Raw genomic sequence first — 21,154 nt, 5'->3', positions numbered from 1 at the left:
AACAGTACCACGACGCGAGGACGGGTCTTCCCGGCGGTTCTCCCGCCGGGCTCCCCACCGGTGTTCCGGCCGGGAGCCCGGCGTCCTTCTCAGCTGCCCTGGTCGGCGGCGCCCCCCGCCGGGGCGGCCGTGTCCCCGGCCGTACCGCCCGAGCCCGAGCCGGCCTCGGAGCCTCCCGCGCCGGACTGGGCCTCGGCGGCCCGCTTGAGGGCGCTCTGCAGGTCCTCCTGGGCCTCGCCGTAGGCCGACCAGTCCTGCTCCTGGAGCGCCTTCTGACCGGCGTCGTACGCCTTCTGGGCGTCCGCGATGGCCTCCTTGAGCGCCGCGTCACCGGTGGCCGGTGGCTTGGTCGGCTCGGTCGGCTTCGTCGGTTCGGTGGGCTCGGTCGGCTGGGTGGTGGTGCCGTCCACGTCGAAGACCGCGTTCAGCGCCTCCCCGAGGCTGTTCTCGAAGACGATCTTCGATCCGAACGAGGCGGCCACCTTGCGCAGCAGCGGGTAGTTCTGGTTGCCACCGCGCGTGTAGACCGGCTCGATGTAGAGGAACCCGCCGTCCAGGGGCACGGTGAGGAGGTTCCCGTACTCGATGTCCGAGTCGGTGCCCTTGAGGTTTCTCACGAACTCGGCGACGTCGTCGTTGCCGTTGAGCTCGCTCTGTACCTGCCCGGGCCCCTTCACCGTGTTGGTGACTCTGAGGAGTCTGATCGTGCCGTAGTCGTCGCTGGCCGCGTCGGCGTCCACCGCCATGAACGCCCCGAGGTCGGGACGCCCTCTGGGGGTGAACGTCGTGGTCAGCGAGAACGTCTGCTGATCCTGGTCCGGCATCTTCATGGAGAGGTAGTACGGCGGGACGGAGCCCGGTTCCTTGTTGGTCGGGTCGTCCGGCACCTGCCACGCGTCACTGCCGCTGTAGAACTGCGCGGGGTTGGTGACGTGGTAGCGGGTCAGCAGCTCCCGCTGGACCTTGAAGAGATCCTGCGGGTACCGCAGGTGGTCCATGAGCTCCTCCGGGATGGCGGACTTGTCCTTCACCGTCCCGGGGAACGCCTTGCGCCAGGTCTTGAGGACCGGGTCCTCGGTGTCCCACTCGTAGAGCGTGACGGTGCCGTCGTACGCGTCGACGGTCGCCTTCACCGAGTTGCGGATGTAGTTGACCTGGTTCTGCTGGGCGACGACCGCGCGCTGGTTGGTCGTCAGCGAGTCGGCCGTGGTGTCGCCCAGCGTCGTGCGCGAGGCGTACGGGTAGCCGTTGGTCGTGGTGTACGCGTCGACGATCCACTTGATCCGGTGGTCGACGACCGCCGGGTAGGCGTCGCCGTCGATGGTCAGCCACGGGGCGACCGCCTCGACGCGCTCCTTGGGCGTGCGGTTGTAGAGAATCCGCGAGCCGTCGCCGATGGCGCCCGAGTAGAGGATCTGCGGCTCGCTGAACGAGACCGCGTAGGCGGCGCGGTTGAAGGCGTTGGCGAGGCTGACCCCGCTGTCACCCTTGTAGCTGGTGGTCTTCTCGCCGTCGTCCTCGTAGTCGAGCTCCTTCTGGGGCCCGCCGACGATGGAGTACTGCTCGGTCTTCTCGCCGTAGTAGATCCGCTGCTCGTAGTCGCCGAGCTTGCCCGTCGTCGGCAGTCCGGACTCGGTGAAGTCCGGGGAGCCCACGGGGTTGGTGCCCGTGCTGGTGCCCTTGGCCGCGATGACGCCGTAGCCGTGGGTGTACGTGAAGTGGTCGTTGATCCAGTTCCGCTTGGGCAGGCCCGCGAGGTTGAGCTCGCGGAGACCGACGACGGTGTCCTGCTCCTTGCCGTCCTCCTCGTAGCGGTCCACGTCCAGCGTCGCCGGGAACTGGTAGTAGTTCCGCTTCTGCTGGAGCTGCTGGAACGCCGGGGAGACGACGTTGGGGTCCATCACGCGGTAACTCGCGGCGGCGTCGGCCTGGGTGCGCAGCGCGGCGCCCTCGGTCTCGGTGCTCTTGCCCGCGTAGTCGTCGACCTGTGCGTCGTCGATGTCGTACGCGTCGCGCGTCGCCTTGATGTTCTTGCTGATGAACGGGGCTTCCTTGGCCTGCTCGTTCGGCTGGACCTGGAACTTCTGGACGATCGCCGGGTAGAGCCCGCCGATCAGGATGGCCGAGAGGACCATCAGCCCGAAGCCGATCACCGGCAGCTGCCAGGTGCGCCGCCAGAGCGTCGCGAAGAAGAGCACGGCGCAGATGACGGCGATGCAGAACAGGATCGTCTTCGCCGGGAGGTAGGCGTTGGCGTCGACGTACCGCAGGCCGGTCCAGTTGTCGGTGGCCTTGAAGTCGCTGGACTTCACGGCCAGTCCGTACCGGTCGAGCCAGTACGCCACGGCCTTCAGCGAGACGAAGACGCCCAGCAGCACCGAGAGGTGGCCGGTGGCCGCGCCGGTCGCGCGGGCGCCGGGGCTGGTGATCCGCAGGCCGCCGTAGAGGTAGTGCGTCAGGGCCGCGGCGATGAGCGACAGCACGGCCGCGGCGAAGCCGAAGCCGAGCAGGAAGCGGTACCACGGCAGGTCGAAGGCGTAGAAGGAGACGTCCAGGTGGAACTGGGGGTCCTTCTGCCCGAAGGAGACGCCGTTGACGTACATCAGCCAGGTGCGCCACTGGCCCGAGGCGGAGGCCCCGGAGATCAGCCCGACGAGCGCGGTGACCGCGAGGAGCACCCACTTCTTGAACGGGGCGACACCCATGCGGTAGCGGTCCAGGCTCTGCTGCTCCAGCGACATCGCGCTCAGCGGCGGCCGGAGCCGGTAGGCGAGCCAGACGTTGAGGCCGACGGCGAGCGCCATCAGCAGCCCGAAGACGAGGAACAGGCCGATCTTGGTCCACAGCGTCGTGGTGAAGACCGACGAGTACGACACCGAGCGGTACCAGAGCCAGTCGGTCCAGAACCCGGAGAACATGATGAACGCCATGACGAGCGCCGCGAGGACGCCGAGCGTCATGAGAAGAGTACGGGCGCGCCGGGACGGGCGGCCGACTCTGATCCGTGGCCCGGTCGGGCCTCCGCCGCGGTCCGGCATCTGGAAAGCCAACGTGCGCACCTCGTACTTCGGGGTCGTGTGGAACGGGCTCAGCGATCGTAGAGCCCTTCCTTGCAACTTACGGAGGCTTTACCTAGTTCCCGTTCCGGGTGCGAAAGGAGGCAGGATATTGGTATGCCCAACGTTTCTTCCTCAGGCCCTCCGATGGCCTCGAATCCCCTCACCGTCGCGGTGCTCGAAATCGACGAGTACGCCGCCGGTCTCGGATGGGACCGTCCCGCCCGTCTCTTCGCCCTCGTCGACACCGCCAGCCTGCGCGTCCAGGAGCCGGGCCTCGCCGCCCAGCTCGGGCTCGGCGCCGACGGTGCGGTGCCCGCCGCCCTCACCCCCGTCGAGCAGGAGGAGATCCCCTCCGGCAAGCCCCTGGACGAGTTCCTCGCCACGATCGCCTGGCCGGCCGGGGTGGCGGGGTGCGCGCTGACGGTGGAGCGGCTCATGCTGCCGCCGTCCGCCGAGGCGTCCGTACCCGAAGGGCTCAGCGGCAAGAAGTTGACCGCCTGGGTGGCGGCGCACCCGGAGCGGCAGGAGGTCCGGATGACCGTGGCCGTGCTGCGGAACGGCAAGCGCGAGTCCGCGATCCGGCTGCGGGAGAAGGATGCCGCGAGCGAGGTCCTCACGGGCCCGTCGCTCGTCCCGGGGCTGGCCGACGCGCTGGCGGCGACCTTCGAGTCCTGAGGACGGACGGCCCTCCGGAGTCCGCCGCCGCGCGGGGACTCCGGGGCCGGGGGGTTGTCCATGGGTCCGCAGGTCCACGGGTCTACGCGTTTACGGGTCCAGGAGTCCACTGGGTCGCGGAACCGTGGGGACAGCCCCTCGGGGTCAGCTCTTCGAGCAGCTCGGCAGGGCGGCGGTGTCCCCGGTGCGGATCTTGTCCAGGGACTTCTTGGCGTCGTCCATCGTCTTGACCCGGACCAGGGTGAGACCGGACGGGGTGTCGGCCGCTGCGGCGGCGCAGTTCTCGTCGGGGGTGAGGAAGTACCTCGCCCCGGCGTTCCGCGCGCCGATCAGCTTCAGGGCGATGCCGCCGATCGGGCCGACCGTGCCGTCGTCGTCGATGGTGCCGGTGCCCGCGACGAACTTCCCGCCGGTGAGCTGACCCGGCGTGAGCTTGTCGACGATGCCGAGCGAGAACATCAGCCCCGCGCTCGGGCCGCCGACGTCGGCGAGGTTGATGTCGATGTCGAACGGGAAGGTGTGGTCGGTCCCGGCCTGGATGCCGACGATCGCGCGGCCGTCGTCGTCCGCCTTGCGGGTGGTGAGGGTGACGTCGTTGGTGCCCTCGGGCTCCTTGCCGGCCTTCTCCGCGGCGGCGGCGCGCTCGGCCGGGACGACCGTGAAGGTCACCTCCTGGCCCGGGTCGTGCTTGCTCACCAGCTCGGCGACGTCCGCCGGGTCCTTGATCCGGGTGCCGTCCACCGACTCGATCACGTCGCCCGCGTGCAGCTTGCCCTCGGCCGCGCCACCCTTCACGACGGTCGACACGACGACGCGGGTGGACACCGGGATGTCCAGCTCCTTCAGGGCGGCGACCTTGGCGCTCTCCTGGGACTGGCTGAACTCCTCGGCGTTCTCCTGCGTCGACTGCTCCTCCGTCTTCCCGTCCGGGTAGAGGGTGTCGTGCGGCACGACCACGCTGTCGTGGGCCAGCCAGCCGTACAGCGCCTCGATCAGGTTCATGTTGTAGTCCGCGCCGGTGACGCGGACCGTCGTCATATTGAGATGTCCGGACGTCGGGTACGTCTTGCGACCGGAGATCTTGAGGACCGGTTCGCCGTTCGCGTTCCCCAGCGTGTTGACGGTCGGCCCGGGGGACATCTCCGCGTAATGAACGGGGAGCAGCAGCCCCACACAGACGAGCGCGATGAAGATGAGAGTCGAGGCGAGCATCGTCGCGGTGCGGCGTGGCATGGAACGACAGTACGGGAAGCCCCTGTCAGTCCACCGCCGGGGCCGGTCCGTACGAGGCCGGCGGGTGCGGGGAGGTGTCGCGGAGGCCCGCGGTCCGCTCGTGGCGCGGGGAAGGCGCGGTGGGAGCGGGGGCGTCGCGGGGCGACGCCCGGTTGGCGATCGCGTACGTCCGGCGCGGCGACTCGGGTGGCCGTCATGCGTCAGACGGCGTCGGAACCGGAGTGCGATCTCTCCATCGCTTCTCGGAAGCGGGCATACCCGGCGAGTTCGGTGACATCGCCGGTCGTGCGGTTACGTGCGGCCCAGCCTCCCCATATCGCCGCGCCGAGAGCGGCGAAAAGCGGAATCAAGAGCCATGCGAGTGCTGCCACTACGACCTCCCTACCCCATGAGCGACCGCAACTGACGGTCTGCAGATTAACCAGCGGCAGGACCAACGCTCGTGGCAGGGGGGCGGTTACGCAAATCGGGCCTGATCCGTGCCCGTACGGTTTGCGGCCGTGGATCCACGGACCGGTCACCGGGCCGGTTCAGCAGGCTCCGACCCATTCCTCGGTCCCGTCCAGGAAGCGCTGGTGCTTCCAGATCGGGACCTCGTGCTTGAGGTCGTCGATCAGCTTCCGGCAGGCGTCGAACGCCTCCGCGCGGTGCGGGCAGGCCACGGCCACCACTACCGCCAGATCGCCCACGGCCAGTTCACCCACTCGATGGACGGCGGCCAGCGCCCGGACCGGGAAGTCGGCGACGACCTTCTCCGCGACCCTGCGCAGCTCGTCCTCGGCGGACGGGTGGCAGGAGTAGCCGAGCGCCCCGACGTCCTGGCCCCCGTCGTGGTTGCGGACCACCCCGACGAAGAGCGCGATCCCGCCGGCCGCGTCGTCGCCCACCGCGCGGAAGACCTCGTCGACGGAGAGAGGGGTGTCGCGGATCGCGAGGAGCCGGACGGGGTCGGCCGCAGCGCGCTCGCCGGGGTGATCGTCGGGAGATGCCATGGGGCCATGGTGCCGCACGGGGCGGCCTGGACGGAAACACGTGTCCCTGTCGTACGGAGGACCGGGCCGGGCGCGCGGGGACGGGGACAGGGTCAGGGGCGGGGCGCGGGGACGGGGACGGGGCGGCGCGCGGGGGCGGGGCGGGGGCGGGGGCGGTTGGCCGCGGGATCAGATCCGGCGGCGGGCCTTGCGGGCGCGGCGGACCAGGGCGGCCGTGCCGAGCAGTGCGACCGTCGCCCCGGCGGCGCCCGCCGCGGTGGCGTCCTTGCGGCCGAGCCGGCGGCCGGCCAGGGTGTGGCGGCCCTCCACCTCTTCGAGGAGCGCGGCCAGCACGTCCTCGTTGGTCCAGCGGGGCCGCCAGCCGGCGTCGTGCAGCCGGCCCACGCTGACCACCCAGGGGTGCATCGTGTAGGCGAGGTCGCCGGCCGGCGAGGGGGTCAGCCCGATCCGGTGCAGCCGGGCGGCGGCGCCCAGCGCGACCGCGGAGGGCAGCTCCATCCGGCGCACCCCGCTGAGCTCCTCGACCTGCTCCTGTTCCAGCCATCCGTCGCAGCCGACCGCGAACTCCCCGTCGATCTTTTCCAGCGCCGCGTACTCCAGGGCACTGACCAGGTCCTCCACGTGGCAGAACTGCCACGTGGGCCGCGATCCGGCCACCACGAGCAGCCGGGGGGACTCGAAGTAGCGGGTGAGCGCGGTGTCGGTGCCGCCGACCAGGACGGCCGGGCGGACGACGGTGACGTTCAGGCCGGGGTGGGCGCGCGGGGCGCGGCGGCCGAGGCGCTCGATCTCCAGCAGGTCGCCAACGCCGGTGGCCTCCGCCGTGGCACGGAGTTCGGCGTCCTCGGAGAGCGGGATGTCGTTGTCGGGCAGGGCGCCGTAGACCATCGCGGAGGTGCAGAGCACGACCCGGTGGACGCCCACGGCCGCGGCGGCGGTCAGCACGGTCTGGGTACCGCGCACGTTGTAGGCCGTGCGGGCCGCCGCGTCGGTCTCCAGGTCGAGGTCGACGGCGAGGTGCACCACGACGTCCGCGCCGCGCAGTTTCTCGGCGATGGCGGGGTCCCGCACGTCGAGAACGTGCCAGGTCACCCCGGGTACGTCCGCGCGCCGCTCGTCGATGGCGACGACCCGCCCGATCTCGTCCGACGCGGCGAGGTGCGCGGTCAGCAGCGCCCCCGCTCCGGTCGCCGCGCCGGTGATCGCGACGACGGGGCCCCGCTTGCCGGAAATGTTTTTCTCGGGCTTCCTGCCGGTCGTGGGGTCGGTCAGGTTTCGCGCTCCGCGAACCTGAGGATCTGGGGAACTCACCAGGCGTCTCCAGCGGTTGTCTTCAGTACGTACCCGAGTGAGGCGTGCGTACCTGGTGGCGTCCATCCTGCCGCAGCCCGCGTCCCGGCGGAGCACTGAGCCCCTGAGCCGGAGCGGGTGTCTACGCTGGATGGTGACAAGCCGGGCATCGCCGCCGGTTCCAGCCGGCGGCCCTACGAGCCGAGGAAACCCGTGAGTGACACCCCATTCGGATTCGGCCTTCCGCCGGAGGAGCCGGAGAACGGCGACGGCAAGAAGAAGGACCCCATCGAAGGTGGGCAGGGTCAGAGCGGACCGGCGAACCCGTTCGGCTTCGGTCCCGGTGCCGCCGGGGACAACCCGTTCGCGGCCATGTTCGGTTCGATGAACCCGAACGACCTGGGCGCCGCCTTCCAGCAGCTCGGCCAGATGCTGAGCTACGAGGGCGGTCCGGTCAACTGGGACATGGCCAAGCAGATCGCCCGCCAGACGGTCTCGCAGGGCACTCAGGACGGCAGCAAGGACGCGAGCGTCGGACCGGCCGAGCGCGCCGCCGTCGACGAGGCCCTGCGGCTGGCCGACCACTGGCTGGACGGCGTGACCTCGCTGCCCTCCGGCGCGGTCACCACCGTCGCCTGGAGTCGCGCGGAGTGGGTCGAGGCGTCCCTCCCGGCGTGGCAGCAGCTGGTCGACCCGGTCGCCGAGCGGGTCGGCATGGCCATGGGCAACGTGCTGCCCGAGGAGATGCAGGCGATGGCCGGCCCGCTGATCGGCATGATGCGGTCGATGGGCGGCGCCATGTTCGGGCAGCAGATCGGGCAGGCGGTGGGCGTCCTCGCGGGCGAGGTCGTCGGTTCCACGGACATCGGGCTGCCGCTCGGTCCGGCGGGCAAGGCCGCGCTGCTCCCGCTGAACGTCGAGCGCCTCGGCAAGGACCTCAGCGTCCCGCTGGAGGAGGTGCGGCTCTACCTCGCCCTGCGCGAGGCCGCCCACCAGCGTCTCTTCGCGCACGTCCCGTGGCTCCGCTCGCACCTGTTCGGCGCCGTCGAGTCGTACGCGCGCGGCATCAAGGTCGACACCTCCAAGCTGGAGGACGTCGTCGGGCAGTTCGACCCCTCGGAGCCCCAGCAGCTCCAGGACGCCCTTCAGCAGGGCATGTTCCAGCCGGAGGACACCCCGGAGCAGAAGGCCTCGCTGGCCCGTCTGGAGACGGCGCTCGCGCTGGTCGAGGGGTGGGTGGACGCGGTGGTCCACGAGGCGGCCAAGCCCCGTCTGGGCTCGGCGGACGCCCTGCGCGAGACGATGCGCCGGCGCCGTGCGTCCGGCGGTCCCGCGGAGCAGACCTTCGCCACGCTCATCGGGCTGAAGCTGCGCCCGCGCCGGCTCCGGGACGCCTCGCGTCTGTGGGCCTCGCTGACCGACGCCCGGGGTCTGGAGGGCCGTGACGGTCTCTGGGAGCACCCGGACATGCTGCCGACCGCCCAGGACCTGGACGACCCGGACGGCTTCGTCCACCACGAGCAGCTGGACTTCTCCGAGCTCGACAGGATGCTCGGCGAGGCCGCGAGCGGCGGCGCGGCGCCCGAGGACGCGACGGCCAAGGAGGCGTCGGCCGAGGACGCCGCGGCCGACGAGGACGGCGAGGGCGACGGCCGGGACGGCTCCGGACCGAAGGGCGACACGGACCGGTGAGCCTGCACCACGACGCCTCCCTCGTGCTCAAGGCGTACGAGGGCGGCGGGGACGCCGGTCAGGCGGAGCTCCGCCAGACCTACCTCGACCACCTGGACGCCCACCCCGACGGAATGTGGAAGGCGTGCGGGGCGGGGCATCTGACCGCCAGCGCGCTGGTCCTGGACCCGGCGGCGGGCCGGGTGCTGCTCACCCTGCACAAGAAGCTCGGCATGTGGCTCCAGATGGGCGGTCACTGCGAGCCGGAGGACGCCACGCTCGCGGACGCCGCGCTGCGGGAGGCCACCGAGGAGTCCGGGATCGACGGCCTGGTGCTGCTGGCGGGCGGCCCGGTGCGCCTGGACCGGCACCCGATCCCGGCCCCCTGCCACTGGCACCTCGACGTGCAGTACGCCGCGCTGGCCCCGGCCGGTGCCACGCAGCGGATCAGCGAGGAGTCGCTGGACCTGCGCTGGTTCGCGTACGACGAGGTGGCGGACGTCGCCGACACCTCGGTGGTCAGGCTGCTGGAGGCGGCCCGCGCCGCGCTCTGACCGGGCTCGTCCGGTACGACGCCGCAGGGGCGGCCCTCTCCTCGTGGAGGGGGCCGCCCCTGTTCGCGTGCCGCGTGCCGTGCCTGGCGGATGGCCGCCGTTGGACCGGTTCCAGGCGTAGGTGGACCGGTTCCAGGCGTCGATGGATCAGTTCCAGGCGTTGTTCTGGTTCTGGTTCTGCGAGCCCACGCCGTACTGGCCCCGGATGCCCTGGCCGATCTGGGCGTTCTGCGGGGGCATGACCTCGCTGGGCTGGACCAGCGCGAAGCCCTCGCCGAGGAAGCTCAGCTCCCAGCCCTCGCCGGTGTTGCCCCGCCTGCGCATGACGCCCGAGGAGTGCGTCTGCGCCTGCATCTGGACCCGGAGCGAGCTGGACCAGGCGACGATGGCGTCCGCGTCGGCGTTCACGTACTTGTCCGGCGTGACCTGGAGCATCAGCGGCTGGCCCGAGGTCATCAGCGCGATCTTGCCGCTGCCGGAGATGTTGAGCTGGTACTTGCCGGTGCCGGAGATGCCGTACTGGCTGTCCACGGCGATGACCTCGGTGTGCAGCGAGGAGTCCAGCGCCAGGACGTAGGCGCTGTCGACCGTCAGCCCCGCGTGGTCGACGTCGAGGACGTGGATGTACTGCGCGAGGTTGGCGAAGTACACGGTGCCCTGGCCGGTGCAGCGCATCAGGTCGAGGCCCTCGCCCGTGCGGGCACGGGCGTTGCGCTGGGAGCTCGACTGGTACTCCCCGTCGAACTCCATCAGCCCCTGGTAGGCGACCATGGCGCCCTTGCGGGCCAGCACGGCGTCGCTGCCCGTCAGGGAGACCCGCAGCAACTGCGGGTTCTGGACGGTGTAGCGCTCCGAGGACTGCTGCTCGGTGTGGGCGAAAAGCGGACTCTGCATGGTGTTCTCCCTCCCTTCAGGACCGGACGCGGAGGCGGTCGGTGCTGTCCTCGCTCGGCTGCACGACGACGATGCCCTGCCCGGAGAAGGCCATCTGGTACGCCTCGCCGCTGCCACGCCCGATGAGCGCGCTCGCCTTGAAGCTCCGCTTGCCCTTGACCTTGAGGTTCGGCGACCAGGCGACGAGCGCGTCCGGGTCGACGTACGTCTCGTCGTCGCCCCGGCCGCAGTCGACCACGATCGGGGTGCCCCGGGAGGTGATGGCCACCCATCCGGTGCCTTCCACGACCACGTTCCACAGGCCCTGTCCGGCGAACTTCGCCATCCCCTTGACCCGCTCCACGCCCCAGCCCAGGTGGGCGTCGAAGGCGAGGAGGTTGGTGCCGTTGACCGAGATGGACTCGTTGTTGAGGTTGATGACGACCACGTCGGCGCCGTAGTCGGCGAGGTAGAGCAGCCCGTCGCCGGAGCACTTCATGACGGGGGTGCCCTCGCCGGTGACCCACTGGGAGGCGATCTGCCGGACGGCGGGCGGGTTGGGTTCGTACTGGATGAAGCCTTCGTAAGCCACCATCGAACCCGTACGGGCGTAGAGGTCCTGGCCGGTGGCCATGGCCACCTTGAGCATCGAGTGGCCGTGGTTCTCCATCCGCGCGGTGACGGGGGTCGGGGCGTAGCCCGCGAGTTGCTGGTTCATGGCAGGCTCCCTCAGACCTCGTAGGGCTGGACGACGATGAAGTTGCCGGGAGCTCCCCGGAACTGGAGGTTCACGGTCTCCCCGCTGTGGCCGGGGTACGCGTTGCGGCGCAGCCGGACCTGGCTGGAGATGATGACCTGGGCCGCCGACGACCAGGCGACGACGGCGTTGCAGTCGGCGAACGTGGTCGGCGTGACCGGCAGCACGACCGGCGTGCCGTGGGTCTTGACGACCACGGTGCCGGTGCCCTGGAACTGCATGGTGAACAGGGCTCCGCCGGGGATGCCGTGGCCCTCCACCCTGCGGACCTCGTAACTGAGCGACTCGTCGAAGGCGAGGACGTTCTCCGCGGAGACGCAGATGCCGTCGCCCTGGAGTTCGATGGGGTGCAGGTGGGAGCCCTCCTCGGCGAGGAAGACCTGCCCGCGGCCGGTGCAGCGCATGAGCTGCATCTCCTGGCCGGTGGCGTTGCCGACCACCCGGCCGGTGAATCCGGCGCCCTTGTATCCGAAGTCGACCTTGCCCTGGTACATCACCATGCTGCCCTGACGGGCCAGCACGGGGTTGCCGCCCAGAGTGAGATCGACCCGCATGAGCTGCTGGTTCTGCGGGGTCCAGCGCTGGCCGGTCGGCTTCTCCTTGTACGGCTGGAGCGCCGCCGCGAGTCCGGCCCCGGCGGCGGGCGCGCCCTGGGGAACGCCCTGCGGGAGGCCGCCGGGCGGCTGCTGGCCGAACGGCACCTGCGGCTGCTGGCCGAACTGCGGCTGCGCGTACGCCTGCGGGGGCTGTTGCCCGAAGGACTGGGCCGGGGGCTGCTGGCCGAACGGCGGTGCGGCCTGCCCGGGCACCTGCCCGAACTGCGGCTGCTGCGGCGGCCGGCCGTACGGGGCGGGGGCCTGCGGTGCGACGGGAGTGGTGACCGTGGGCGCCTGGTGCACCGGCTGCGCGGGGGCCGGGGCGGGCGCCGGGGCTCCGAACGAGGGTGCGGGCTGCGGCGCTTGGTACGCGGCGGGCGCGCCGAAGGCCGGGGGCGCGGACGCCTGGGCCGGCGGGGCGAAGGAGGGCGCGGCCTGCTGCGGGGCGGCCGGTGCCTCCTCCTCGGCGACCTCGCCGCCGAAATTGCGCAGGAGCGCGTCGAGTCCGCCGTCGAATCCCTGGCCGACCGCGGCGAACCGCCAGACGTCCTTCAGGTAGAAGTCCCCGAGCATGACGGCGCGTTCGGTGGTGAATTCGGAACCGGTGAAGGCGTACCTCACCACTTCTTCGCCGCCCGCGACGATCCGGATGTATCCGGGCCCGACCTGCGACATCTGCCCGGCGCCGTCCACGGTCGCGGTGAACGACAGCTTGTGGATGTTGGCCGGAATGCGATCCAACGTCACCCGGAAAGACTCGGTGTCACCGGACTGCGCGCCGAGCAGCTGAATGGACTCCTCGGGCGATTTCGGCTGATTGAAGAAGATGAAATACCGGTCGTCCGACAGCTGTTCATCGGCGTCGAGGCCGAAGCAGCTGATGTCGAAGGTCAGTCCCGGGCCTGCGATCTGCACGCCTACGTACAGATCCGTCCCAGCCGTGAGATCGCTGATCTTGGCCTTGTGGCCGCGTTGGAATTCCCTGGCCATGCGTAACGACCGTCCCCCATCCCGGATGTGAATGCGTCGCGTCAGGCTATCCGCAAACTACGACATCGAGCCAAGTCGGTACACACTCGGTACAGAGTCGCGGGTCGTCACTCCTCCCGCGCGGTCGGCAGATGCGGCAACCGGCCCGCCGCCACCACGCCTTCGAGGTACCCCCGGGCCCGCTCGGTGCGCGGGTAGGCCTCCAGCAGCCGCCAGAAGTCGGCCCCGTGGCCGGGCACGAGCAGGTGGGCGAGTTCGTGGACGAGGACGTAGTCGACGACGTACTCCGGCATCCCCTGCAGCCGGTGCGAGAGACGGATGCTGCCCTCGGCCGGTGTGCAGGAGCCCCAGCGGGTGTTCTGGTTGGTGACCCAGCGCACCGAAGCGGGCCGGGCCCGGCCCTCGAGGTACTGACCGGACAGGCTCGCGGCGCGCTCGACGAGCGCGCTGTCGCCGAGCACCCGGCGGCTCTCCTGGGCTGCCAGCTTGTCGAGCATCACCCCGACCCAGCGGTGCTCCTCGGCCTCCGACATCCGGGCGGGGATCAGCACGATGGTGCGGTCGCCCTCCCGGTAGGCGGAGACCGTCCTGCGGCGCCGGTCGCTCCTGCGCACCTCCACCGGGCTCGTCGCGGAGGGGCGGACCGGGCGGGTGGCACCGCGCTGCGGGGCAGTGGCGGAGCGCGCGGGAATCTCCCCGGCGAGGCCGGGAGACGGGTCGGCGGGCACGCCCCGACGTTACCCGCTGTCGCTGGCGGAAGTCCCGCCTCCCCAGCGGTTCCCCACCGATCCCCCCAGGAAGCACACCATTTGAACGACTAATTCCATCCCCTGTGGATAACTTTCGGCGGGTTTCGGGCTCCGGCGGCATTCTGTGAGCGGAGAAGGACCGGAGAAGACCGGCCGGAGAAGACCGGCGGGAGAAGACCGGCCCGGGATCCCGGGATGCGGCTGATCCCGGGATCAGCCGCATCCCGCGTGCAACCGACCATCCGCAGAAGTGCGACCGGACCGTAATGGGGAGAAAGAGATGCATCCGATGCTGAAGCCCGCGCTGCGCCGAGCCTGGCGTGGACGGAGCACCGTGCAATTCGGGGTCACGCCCGCGCACGCCGTCACCTTCGGTCCTCTGGATATCGCCACGGGGAGTTTCCTGGAACTGCTCGACGGCACCCGGGGGCTGCCCCTGCTGAAGGAGGAGGCCCGCTCCCTGGACCTGGCGGAGCGCCATGTGGACGTGCTCGTCGAGCGGCTGGCGGGCGCCGGGCTCCTGGACGATCCGCACGCGGGCGGCCCGGAGGCCGCGGCCTTACGCCGTCGGGCCGATGTTCTGGACTGCCAGCGCCCGGACGCCGCCTCGCTCTCCGTGGTGCATCCCGAACCGGGGAGCGCGGTCCGCCGGCTCGCCGCGCGGCGGGCGATGCGCGTGCAGGTCCGGGGCGCGGGGCGGGTCGGCGCGGCCGTCGCCGCGTTGCTCTCGGGGTCCGGGGTGGGCCGGGTGGACGTGCTCGACGGTGGCCTGACGGAGCCCTGGGACGTGGCGCCCGGTGGCCTCCCGTCCTCGGCCGTCGGAGAGCGCCGGGACGCCTCGGCCCGCCGGCTGGTGCGCCGGTCGGCCGCCGGAGCTCCGCCGCGCGCGACGGAGGCCGACGCGGGGCCGGAGGGCGGCGGCCCTGGGCTCTCCCTGGTCGTGGTCGCCCCGCGCGACGGCCTCGCGGTGTACGCCCCCGACCCGGGGACGGCCGAACCATGGATCTCCTCGGGCACTCCTCACCTGTACGCCGGGGTGATCGAGGCCACCGGGGTGGTCGGTCCGCTGGTGCTGCCCGGAGGCACGGGGTGTGCGGGCTGTCTGGGGCTGCACCGGGCGGACCAGGACGCTCAGTGGCCGCGTCTGGTGGCGCAGTGGCGGACCGGGCGGCGTGGCGCGGTGCCGGCCTGCGACCTCGCGCTGTCGGCCGCGGTGGCCGGGCTCGCCGCCTCGCACGCCCTCTCCTTCCTGGACGGCGAACTGCCGGCGACCACGGGTGCCCGCTGGGAAGCCGCTCTGCCCCTCATGGAGTGGCGCAGCGAACGGATCGCGCCACACCAGGCGTGTGTATGCGGCGTCGCTCGCACCACCGGGGCGCTTTCCCCCGCCTCGGGCCCGGCTCACGACACAATGGCCGGGTGACCGCCGTGACCGCCGTCGTCGGACCGACGCGCAGGGCGCCCGGCACGGCAGTTCGCGAACTGGAGGAGCACATGTCTGATCTTCCCCGCAAGGCGGTCACCCGCACCGCGAAACTGGCCGCGCTGCCGCTCGGCCTCGCCGGCCGGGCCACGTGGGGCCTGGGCAAGCGGATCGGCGGCAGACCGGCCGAGCTGGTGGCCCGGGAGGTGCAGCAGCGCACGGCGGACCAGCTCTTCAAGACCCTGGGAGAGCTGAAGGGCGGTGCCATGAAGCTCGGGCAGGCGCTCTCCGTGTTCGAGTCCGCGCTGCCCGAGGAGGTGGCCGGACCGTACCGGGCGGCGCTGACGAAGCTCCAGGAGGCCGCTCCCCCGATGCCGGTGCGCACGGTCCACGGGGTGCTCGCGGAGCGGCTCGGGGAGGACTGGCGCGACCTCTTCCTCTCGTTCGACGACCAGCCCGCCGCCGCGGCTTCCATCGGGCAGGTGCACCGGGGTGTCTGGCACGACGGGCGCGAGGTCGCCGTGAAGGTGCAGTATCCGGGCGCCGGGGAGGCGCTGCTCTCCGACCTCACCCAGCTCAGCAGGTTCGCACGGCTTCTCGGGCCGCTGATCCCCGGCATGGACGTCAAGCCGTTGATCAAGGAGATGCGCGACCGGGTGTCGGAGGAGCTGGACTACGCCCTGGAGGCGCGGGCCCAGGAGGAACACGCGGCCGAGTTCGCGGACGACCCCGACGTGGTGGTGCCGGGGGTGGTGTTCCAGTCGGACCAGGTGCTCGTGACGGAGTGGATGGACGGCGTCCCCTTGTCCGAGGTGATCGAGCGGGGGACGCCGGAGCAGCGCGACCGGGCGGGCCAGTTGCTCGCACGGTTCCTCTTCTCCGGACCGGCCCGGACCGGCCTGCTCCACGCGGACCCGCACCCGGGAAACTTCCGCCTCCTGCCGCCCGCCGGGGAGACGCCTGAATCGCCCGCCACCGGGACGGCGGAGGACTGGCCCGGCGTCGGCGAGGCCGAGGAGTGGCGGCTCGGGGTACTGGACTTCGGCACGGTCGACCGGCTGCCGGGCGGACTGCCCGAGATCATCGGTGAGGCCCTGCGGATGACGCTGCTCGGCGAGGCCGAGGAGGTGTACGCACTGCTCCGGCGGGCGGGCTTCGTACCGGAGTCGGTGGATCTGGACCCCGACGCGGTCCTGGACTACCTGCTCCCGGTGATCGAACCGGCGCGCTTGGAGGCGTTCACCTTCAGCCGGGGGTGGCTGCGCACGCAGGCGGCGCGGATCGCCGACCCCCGCTCCCCCGCGCACCGGCTCGGCAGGCAGTTGAACCTTCCGCCGGCCTATCTCCTCATACACCGGGTGACGCTGAGCACGATCGGCGTGCTGTGCCAGCTGGGCGCGACGGTACGCCTGCGGGACGAGCTCGAAACGTGGCTCCCCGGCTTCACCGACCCGGTCGGCCCGGAGCGCCCGGATGCTCTGGACCCGAGTGCGTTGGAGGGGCCGGGTGCTCCGGACGGGCCGGGTGAGCCGGGCGGGCCGGTCAGCCCGGATGGCCCGGATGGTCCCGGAGGCTCCGTCGCGACGGAGGACGGGAGCCGGGGACAGACGTGGGCGGGCCGCGGCGGGCGGAAGGAACTGGAGACCGAAGAGGTGTAGGAGGCCGTGGAGGCGCGGGGGCCCGAGGAAGCGCGGGGGCCCGAGGAAGCGCGGGGCGGGCGCGGAGGGCCCCCGCCTCTCCGACCCGGGGCGGGACCGCTGATTGGCCAGGGCCAGGGGGCCAGGGCGGAGAGACCGGGTCCCGGGCTACGGGGGCCGGGGGCGGCCCGGCCCGGCCGCTCAAAGCCCTGGGCTCACCAGGATGCGGGGTCGAGCCGGCTTTCGATGGCCCGGATGTGGGTCCGCGCGCAGCTCTCGCAGAAGTACTGGCGCACGCCCTGCGCCACGGCACACATCCAGGTGGGTGGTGCGCTCGTACCGGCGCTGGTGCCGCACCGCGCGCAGTACACATGGGGGGCTTCCGGCAGCGGGGGGTGATACGTCTCCTCGTCCACGCGGTGACGATAACTCCGCAGCTGACGGGCGGCGCGGCAGAACGCACGGCAGGAAACGAGACCGGGGCCCGCACGACACATGGACGAAACCCCACGTCCTGCGCGCGCCCCCAGGTCCCTCCGCGCTCGTGTCTCTGGGCCCCTCTGCGGCCTAGCCGCGCAGCGGCCTGGGGCTCGGAGCCCCAGGCCGGTCCGGGGCGCCGGGGGTCCTGCGCGCTCGTCCGCGTACGGACGACCCCGCCCGTCGGGGACGACCCCGCCCGTCGGGGCCGGCCCTGTTCGGCGGGCCCCGACGGGCGGGGTGGTGACTCCTGCATGCGCTGGCTCGTACGTGCGGCGGCCCGTGCATGGGACGGCCCGTGCTCCGGGTGGCCCTGCGCTTCGGGTGGCCCTGCGCGGGGAGCCGCGCTCCGGGGAGCGGGGCTTCTCCCGCTCCCCCCTTACTGCATGACCGCCATGGCGAGCGCGCGGCGGGCGCGCAGCGACGCGCGCTCGGCCTTGCGCTGCATCCGCCGGGCGTAGACCAGGCGTACGGCCCGGCGTTCCGCCTCGGCGACGGCCAAGCGGTCGTGCATATGCGCACGAGCCATGGCTTCTGGGATGAGTTGCATTTCGCGGTTCCTGTTCTGACGCGAGTCGTTCGCGCCGGAGATGGTGACGTCGGGGGTGGCAGAGCCGACGGGCTCCTTCGTGGGGGTGGTCATGGGTGCCTGATTTCGCGGGTCATGAGTGTGGGGGCGGTCGATGGTGCCGACCAGGTGCAGTACTGCGGGAGACATCGCTCCCAGGTCGGCGGTCACGCCGCGACCGGGTTCTTGCGCGGACGGCCCCGGGGCCGCTTCCGGGCGACGACGACGCCCTGGACGAAGAGCTCGCCGCCCCAGACGCCCCAGGGCTCGCGGCGCTCCTGGGCGCCGGCGAGACAGGCCTCGACGAGCGGGCAGGTCCGGCAGAGGGACTTGGCGTACTCGACGTCGGCCGGCGACTCGGCGAAGAAGACCTCGGGGTCGTAGGAGCGGCAGGGCACCGGGGTGCCGAGATTCTCGATGGCGTCGTCGAGAGCGGTCAGGGTGGAGAGGGGGAACAAGGTGGGGTCCTCCGTGGAACCGGGCGGGGCGATCATGTCGGAAGGCGGTACGGACGGGGCGTGCGCTTCGAGTTGCACGGTGAGTGGTGTCCTCGTCTGGTCTTTCCGGCTGTTGGCCGGTTGTCGGCTGGTACCAGGTACTGCTTGTCCCGAGGCTCCTTCGTTCCGTCTCGTCCGTTCGGACAAAACAAAAGGGCCGCGGATCCCGAGTGGGGTTCCGCGGCCCTGAAGGTGCCGACCTGATGCTGGATCAGGCTGGATCGCTCCAGGGTTCAGGCCCACGGAAGGCCCACATCGTGTGGTGCTGCGTCGTCTGGTTCTTGGCTGCGAATCCGGCACCGGCTGCCGCAAAGGCATAGGCCTGAGCCTTTTCCGCCTTCGCTCCTGCTGCCGCCGATGCCTGGATCGGTCGCTCATTGCGCTCCCGGACTACGGGCAGGGACGCCAGAGGCAGCGGACGCACGGCGGAAATGCCGGACAGACCGGTGCTGAGGAGCGAGACATCCGAGGAGCCGAGGAGGCCGAGCGAGCATGCGGAGACGACGGGGCGATCGGTCATTTTGATGGTCTGGATGATGCTGATCACTGGAATCGCCTCCTCTCGGCGTCTCGGGGGACCGGCCGGGCCGGTCCTGCGTATTCGGATGGGTACAGCCAAGTACAGCACGGAAGGTGGGCTTCGGAGAAGCCGCTGTTTCCGTGGTTAAGAACCTATGGTGACGACTGGTGCGGGCGCAAACTATTTTTCCGACGAGTTTTCCTCACCTCTCGCCGGCCCCCTCGCGATCTCCCTCATCCACGTCCTCACCTGCGCAGATGGCCAGTACATCGCTCCCGAAGCGGCTCATCTTGCGGTGGCCGACGCCTGCGATGACGACGAGCTCGCGTTCGCTGCCGGGGACGGCCTCCGCGATGGCCATCAGGGTCTTGTCGGTGAACACGCAGTAGACGGGCTGGGAGAGTTCCGCGGCGCGGGCGGCCCGCCAGGCGCGCAGCCGCTCGTAGACCCCCTCGTCCATGTCCGAGGGGCAGTCCTCGCAGCGCATCAGCTTCATCTCGCCGGCCTCGGTCAGGGTCCGGCCGCAGACCCGGCACCGCACCGGGCCCCATTTCTTGCGCTGGACGGTGCCCTCGGCGCGTGCGGCCGTGGTGGCGGACCTCGTGCGCGTACCGCGGTCGATGCCTCCGCCGCCTCCGGCACCGCCCCGGGCGCCCCCGGAGCCGGTGCGGAGTCCGTTGAGGAAGGGGGTGGGCCGTCGCCCGGCCCGGCCTCCCGGGGAACGTGACACCGCCCAGGAGAGCGCGAGGTGGAAACGGGCCCGGGTGATCCCGACGTAGAGGAGGCGGCGCTCCTCCTCGACCTGCTCGTCGGTCTTGGCGTAGGCGATCGGCATCATGCCCTCGGTCAGCCCGACGAGGAACACCGCGTCCCACTCCAGCCCCTTGGCCGCGTGCAGCGATGCCAGGGTGACGCCCTGGACGGTCGGCGCGTGCTGGGCGGCGGCGCGTTCGGCGAGTTCCCGGACGAGGTCGGCGAGCGTCGCTCCGGGCTTCGCGCGCTCGAAGTCCTCGGCCAGCCGGACCAGTGCGGCCAGCGACTCCCAGCGGTCGCGCACCGCCCCGGAACCGGCGGGCGGCCGGTGCGTCCAGCCCTGGGTGGAGAGCACGGCCCGCACCTGAGAGGGCAGGCCCTCGGCGCCGTCGAGCAGGGCGTCGTTCCCTCCGGCGCGGGCGGCGCCCCGCAGGGCGACCTCCGCTTCCCGGACCTCCCGGCGCTCGAAGAACCGCTCGGCGCCGCGCAGCTGGTAGGGCACCCCGGCGTCGGCGAGCGCCTGTTCGTAGACCTCGGACTGGGAGTTCACGCGGTAGAGGACGGCGATCTCCCCCGCCGGGACGCCCGCGGCGATGAGGTCGCGGATGCGGCGGGCGGTTCCCTCCGCCTCGGCCGGCTCGTCCGTGTACTCCGTGTAGACCGGCTCCGGGCCCTTGTCGCGCTGGGAGACGAGTTCGAGCCGGTGCTCCGCGGCCCGTCCGCTCGCCTGGCTCAGCAGCCCGTTGGCGAGGTGGACGACCTGGGGGGTGGAACGGTAGTCGCGGACCAGCTTGATCACGGTGGCGTTCGGGTGGGCGGTGCGGAAGTTCAGCAGGTGGTCGGGGGTGGCGCCGGTGAAGGAGTAGATCGTCTGGCTGGCGTCGCCGACGACGCAGAGGTTGTCCCGGCCGCCGACCCAGAGGTCGAGCAGCCGCTGCTGGAGCGGGCTGACGTCCTGGTACTCGTCGACCACGAAGTGCTGGTACTGGGCGCGGACGTGGTCGGCGATGTCCCGACGGTCCTGGAGGATCGCGACGGTGAGCAGCAGCACGTCCTCGAAGTCGATCACCGAGCGGTCGCGCTTCATCTGTTCGTACGTCGCGTAGATCTTGGCGAGCTCCGCGGGGTCGCGGGGAGCGTCACGGAGGCTCTTGGCGACGGCGGCCGGATAGTCCGCCGGGACGGTCTGGGTGACCTTGGACCACTCGATCTCGCTCGTGGCGTCACGGAGTTCGTTGCGGTCGAGGCGGACCTCGCAGCGGGCCGCGGCCTCGGCGACCAGCTGCACCTTGCGCTCCAGCAGCCGGGGCAGCTCGCCACCGACTGCTTTCGGCCAGAAGTACTGGAGCTGGCGCAGCGCGGCGGAGTGGAACGTGCGCGCCTGCACCCCGGACGCGCCGAGCTGGCGGAGGCGTCCGCGCATCTCCCCGGCGGCCCGGTTGGTGAACGTGACGGCCAGCACGGTCGAGGGCTGGAGGATGCCGGCACGGACGCCGTACGCGATGCGGTGGGTGATCGCGCGGGTCTTGCCGGTGCCCGCTCCGGCCAGCACGCACACCGGCCCGTGCAGGGCGAGGGCGACCTCGCGCTGCTCGGGATCGAGCCCTTCCAGGACCGCGTCCGGGGACTCGGGCACCTGGGGGAAGAGAGTGGAGTGCGTTGCTGCTGTCACCCTGCCATGCTGCCAGGTCGCCGGAGGCCACCGGAATCGTCGTCCACAGGGGTGACCCATTCGTCATACCGGAGCCGGGGAATGGGCGCGAGGGCAGGGGGCGGAAGCCGGTGCCGGGGAATGGGGCCAGGGGTGGGAGCGTTGTCCCAGCGGGTTCCGCGTTCACCG

General features: G+C 71.5%; 19 protein-coding genes. 5 read left to right on the top strand and 14 right to left on the bottom strand.

All coding sequences use genetic code 11. The features are described from left to right. Positions 1–89 precede the first annotated feature (89 nt). Positions 90–3,038, bottom strand: a complete 2,949-nt coding sequence (locus ACFWEE_RS23935; protein WP_386892021.1) for a UPF0182 family protein — start codon at positions 3,036–3,038, stop codon at positions 90–92. Positions 3,039–3,173: 135 nt separating this feature from the next. Between ACFWEE_RS23935 and ACFWEE_RS23930 the strand changes: the two genes are divergently transcribed. Then, positions 3,174–3,734, top strand: coding sequence for a PPA1309 family protein (locus ACFWEE_RS23930; RefSeq protein WP_386891966.1), 561 nt, complete (start codon positions 3,174–3,176; stop codon positions 3,732–3,734). Positions 3,735–3,878: 144 nt separating this feature from the next. Here ACFWEE_RS23930 and ACFWEE_RS23925 read toward each other — a convergent pair whose 3' ends face one another. The 4 genes from ACFWEE_RS23925 to ACFWEE_RS23910 form a co-directional block, all read right to left on the bottom strand. Beyond that, entirely contained in the window at positions 3,879–4,967 is a 1,089-nt protein-coding gene (locus ACFWEE_RS23925) for a PDZ domain-containing protein (protein WP_386891964.1), read from the bottom strand. A 200-nt stretch (positions 4,968–5,167) separates the two neighbouring features. Continuing rightward, positions 5,168–5,338, bottom strand: coding sequence for a hypothetical protein (locus tag ACFWEE_RS23920; protein WP_266708887.1), 171 nt, complete (start codon positions 5,336–5,338; stop codon positions 5,168–5,170). A gap of 159 nt (positions 5,339–5,497) precedes the next feature. Next, on the bottom strand, positions 5,498–5,959 hold the full coding sequence (locus ACFWEE_RS23915) for a molybdenum cofactor biosynthesis protein MoaE (RefSeq protein ID WP_386891962.1): 462 nt from the start codon (positions 5,957–5,959) through the stop codon (positions 5,498–5,500). A 168-nt stretch (positions 5,960–6,127) separates the two neighbouring features. After that, on the bottom strand, positions 6,128–7,270 hold the full coding sequence (locus ACFWEE_RS23910) for an SDR family oxidoreductase (protein ID WP_386891961.1): 1,143 nt from the start codon (positions 7,268–7,270) through the stop codon (positions 6,128–6,130). A gap of 192 nt (positions 7,271–7,462) precedes the next feature. Between ACFWEE_RS23910 and ACFWEE_RS23905 the strand changes: the two genes are divergently transcribed. Both ACFWEE_RS23905 and ACFWEE_RS23900 read left to right on the top strand, forming a co-directional pair. After that, entirely contained in the window at positions 7,463–8,941 is a 1,479-nt protein-coding gene (locus ACFWEE_RS23905; RefSeq protein WP_386891960.1) for a zinc-dependent metalloprotease, read from the top strand. Further along, positions 8,938–9,474 (top strand): NUDIX hydrolase, encoded by a 537-nt coding sequence (locus tag ACFWEE_RS23900; protein ID WP_386891959.1) that lies wholly within the window; start codon positions 8,938–8,940, stop codon positions 9,472–9,474. Before ACFWEE_RS23905 ends, ACFWEE_RS23900 begins: the two co-directional genes overlap by 4 nt. A gap of 147 nt (positions 9,475–9,621) precedes the next feature. Here the strand turns inward: ACFWEE_RS23900 and ACFWEE_RS23895 are convergent, their stop codons facing one another. From ACFWEE_RS23895 to ACFWEE_RS23880, 4 genes are all read right to left on the bottom strand, one after another. Then, positions 9,622–10,368, bottom strand: coding sequence for an AIM24 family protein (locus ACFWEE_RS23895; RefSeq protein ID WP_386891958.1), 747 nt, complete (start codon positions 10,366–10,368; stop codon positions 9,622–9,624). Positions 10,369–10,384: 16 nt separating this feature from the next. Further along, positions 10,385–11,065: an AIM24 family protein gene (locus tag ACFWEE_RS23890; protein ID WP_327177876.1), complete on the bottom strand. Its 681-nt coding sequence runs from the start codon at positions 11,063–11,065 to the stop codon at positions 10,385–10,387. 11 nt (positions 11,066–11,076) lie between these two features. Further along, positions 11,077–12,690 (bottom strand): TerD family protein, encoded by a 1,614-nt coding sequence (locus ACFWEE_RS23885; RefSeq protein ID WP_386891957.1) that lies wholly within the window; start codon positions 12,688–12,690, stop codon positions 11,077–11,079. Between the two features lie 107 nt (positions 12,691–12,797). After that, positions 12,798–13,418, bottom strand: coding sequence for a M48 family metallopeptidase (locus ACFWEE_RS23880; RefSeq protein WP_386891955.1), 621 nt, complete (start codon positions 13,416–13,418; stop codon positions 12,798–12,800). A 301-nt stretch (positions 13,419–13,719) separates the two neighbouring features. On the opposite strand from ACFWEE_RS23880, the gene ACFWEE_RS23875 reads away from it, so the two are divergent. Together ACFWEE_RS23875 and ACFWEE_RS23870 are read left to right on the top strand one after the other, a co-directional pair. Beyond that, positions 13,720–14,862, top strand: a complete 1,143-nt coding sequence (locus ACFWEE_RS23875; protein ID WP_386891953.1) for a ThiF family adenylyltransferase — start codon at positions 13,720–13,722, stop codon at positions 14,860–14,862. Positions 14,863–14,933: 71 nt separating this feature from the next. Beyond that, positions 14,934–16,520: an ABC1 kinase family protein gene (locus ACFWEE_RS23870; protein ID WP_386892019.1), complete on the top strand. Its 1,587-nt coding sequence runs from the start codon at positions 14,934–14,936 to the stop codon at positions 16,518–16,520. A gap of 194 nt (positions 16,521–16,714) precedes the next feature. Here ACFWEE_RS23870 and ACFWEE_RS23865 read toward each other — a convergent pair whose 3' ends face one another. The 5 genes from ACFWEE_RS23865 to ACFWEE_RS23845 all read right to left on the bottom strand — a co-directional run bounded on the left by ACFWEE_RS23865 (position 16,715) and on the right by ACFWEE_RS23845 (position 20,986). Continuing rightward, complete coding sequence (locus ACFWEE_RS23865) at positions 16,715–16,915, bottom strand: hypothetical protein (protein WP_386891951.1); 201 nt, start codon at positions 16,913–16,915, stop codon at positions 16,715–16,717. Between the two features lie 440 nt (positions 16,916–17,355). Continuing rightward, complete coding sequence (locus tag ACFWEE_RS23860; RefSeq protein ID WP_386892017.1) at positions 17,356–17,694, bottom strand: hypothetical protein; 339 nt, start codon at positions 17,692–17,694, stop codon at positions 17,356–17,358. Between the two features lie 17 nt (positions 17,695–17,711). Next, positions 17,712–18,080, bottom strand: coding sequence for a WhiB family transcriptional regulator (locus tag ACFWEE_RS23855; RefSeq protein WP_386891949.1), 369 nt, complete (start codon positions 18,078–18,080; stop codon positions 17,712–17,714). A gap of 172 nt (positions 18,081–18,252) precedes the next feature. Further along, entirely contained in the window at positions 18,253–18,588 is a 336-nt protein-coding gene (locus tag ACFWEE_RS23850) for a hypothetical protein (RefSeq protein ID WP_386891948.1), read from the bottom strand. 175 nt (positions 18,589–18,763) lie between these two features. Then, positions 18,764–20,986 carry a UvrD-helicase domain-containing protein gene (locus ACFWEE_RS23845; protein WP_386891946.1) on the bottom strand — a complete coding sequence of 741 codons (2,223 nt, stop codon included), beginning with the start codon at positions 20,984–20,986 and terminating at the stop codon, positions 18,764–18,766. Positions 20,987–21,154 lie beyond the last annotated feature (168 nt).

This window comes from Streptomyces sp. NPDC060184 (assembly GCF_042728795.1).
Classification (GTDB): domain Bacteria; phylum Actinomycetota; class Actinomycetes; order Streptomycetales; family Streptomycetaceae; genus Streptomyces.
The sequence above is the reverse complement of the archived record's forward strand: the minus strand, read 5'-3'. Positions and strand labels throughout refer to the sequence as shown.